This window comes from Kocuria nitroreducens (assembly GCF_042879195.1).
Lineage (GTDB): Bacteria > Actinomycetota > Actinomycetes > Actinomycetales > Micrococcaceae > Kocuria > Kocuria nitroreducens.
This window is the reverse complement of record NZ_JBHZTC010000103.1, coordinates 1-516: the sequence shown is the minus strand read 5'-3', so window position 1 is coordinate 516 and position 516 is coordinate 1. Positions and strand designations below refer to the sequence as shown.

1 protein-coding gene is annotated in these 516 nt (G+C 49.2%); it reads right to left on the bottom strand.

The genetic code is table 11. From position 1 onward, the window contains the following. On the bottom strand, positions 1 to 329 hold a 329-nt coding region (locus tag ACFYE1_RS17515; protein WP_387745854.1), incomplete at its 3' end, for a hypothetical protein. Positions 330 to 516 lie beyond the last annotated feature (187 nt).

Genomic DNA, 516 nt, shown 5'->3' with positions numbered 1-516 from the left:
AACTCGTCATCCTTGTTCGCTCCCTTGCGCCACCGCCCCTTGCTCCTGATAGTCAGATCCTGCAAGAGCAGCTCCAAGTTGGGAGAGAATCGAAAACGAACTACTTTGGGGTGTATGAGGTTCAAGCCTTGACCAAAACAGATGCCATAGTCAATGTGGATGACTTCGTATGTGCTGTCTGAAACAAGTATGTTTCCAGGATGCCGGTCCCCTTGGCGCCCACCCGGGCCAACCTTTCGCCAACCGCGCCGTTGGGCCCACGTCAACCCAAGCTCAAATTCAAGTGGTGGTGTAGATCCGTACAGAGGGGGGCTGAGACGTGTGGTCATTTTTTCTAGAATGGGCCACAGTATTTCCCAATTTTCCCAATCTGGCGTACTGTATATGTACTAGTCTTTCTGTTGCATGAGGAACGTTCCATGACATCATTCCATGTGTAGGGCATTTGTACAACATTTAACGTGTCACGTTTTGGGCTGATTATGTCATATTCTTTCCAGGATGCGTACTTGTAAC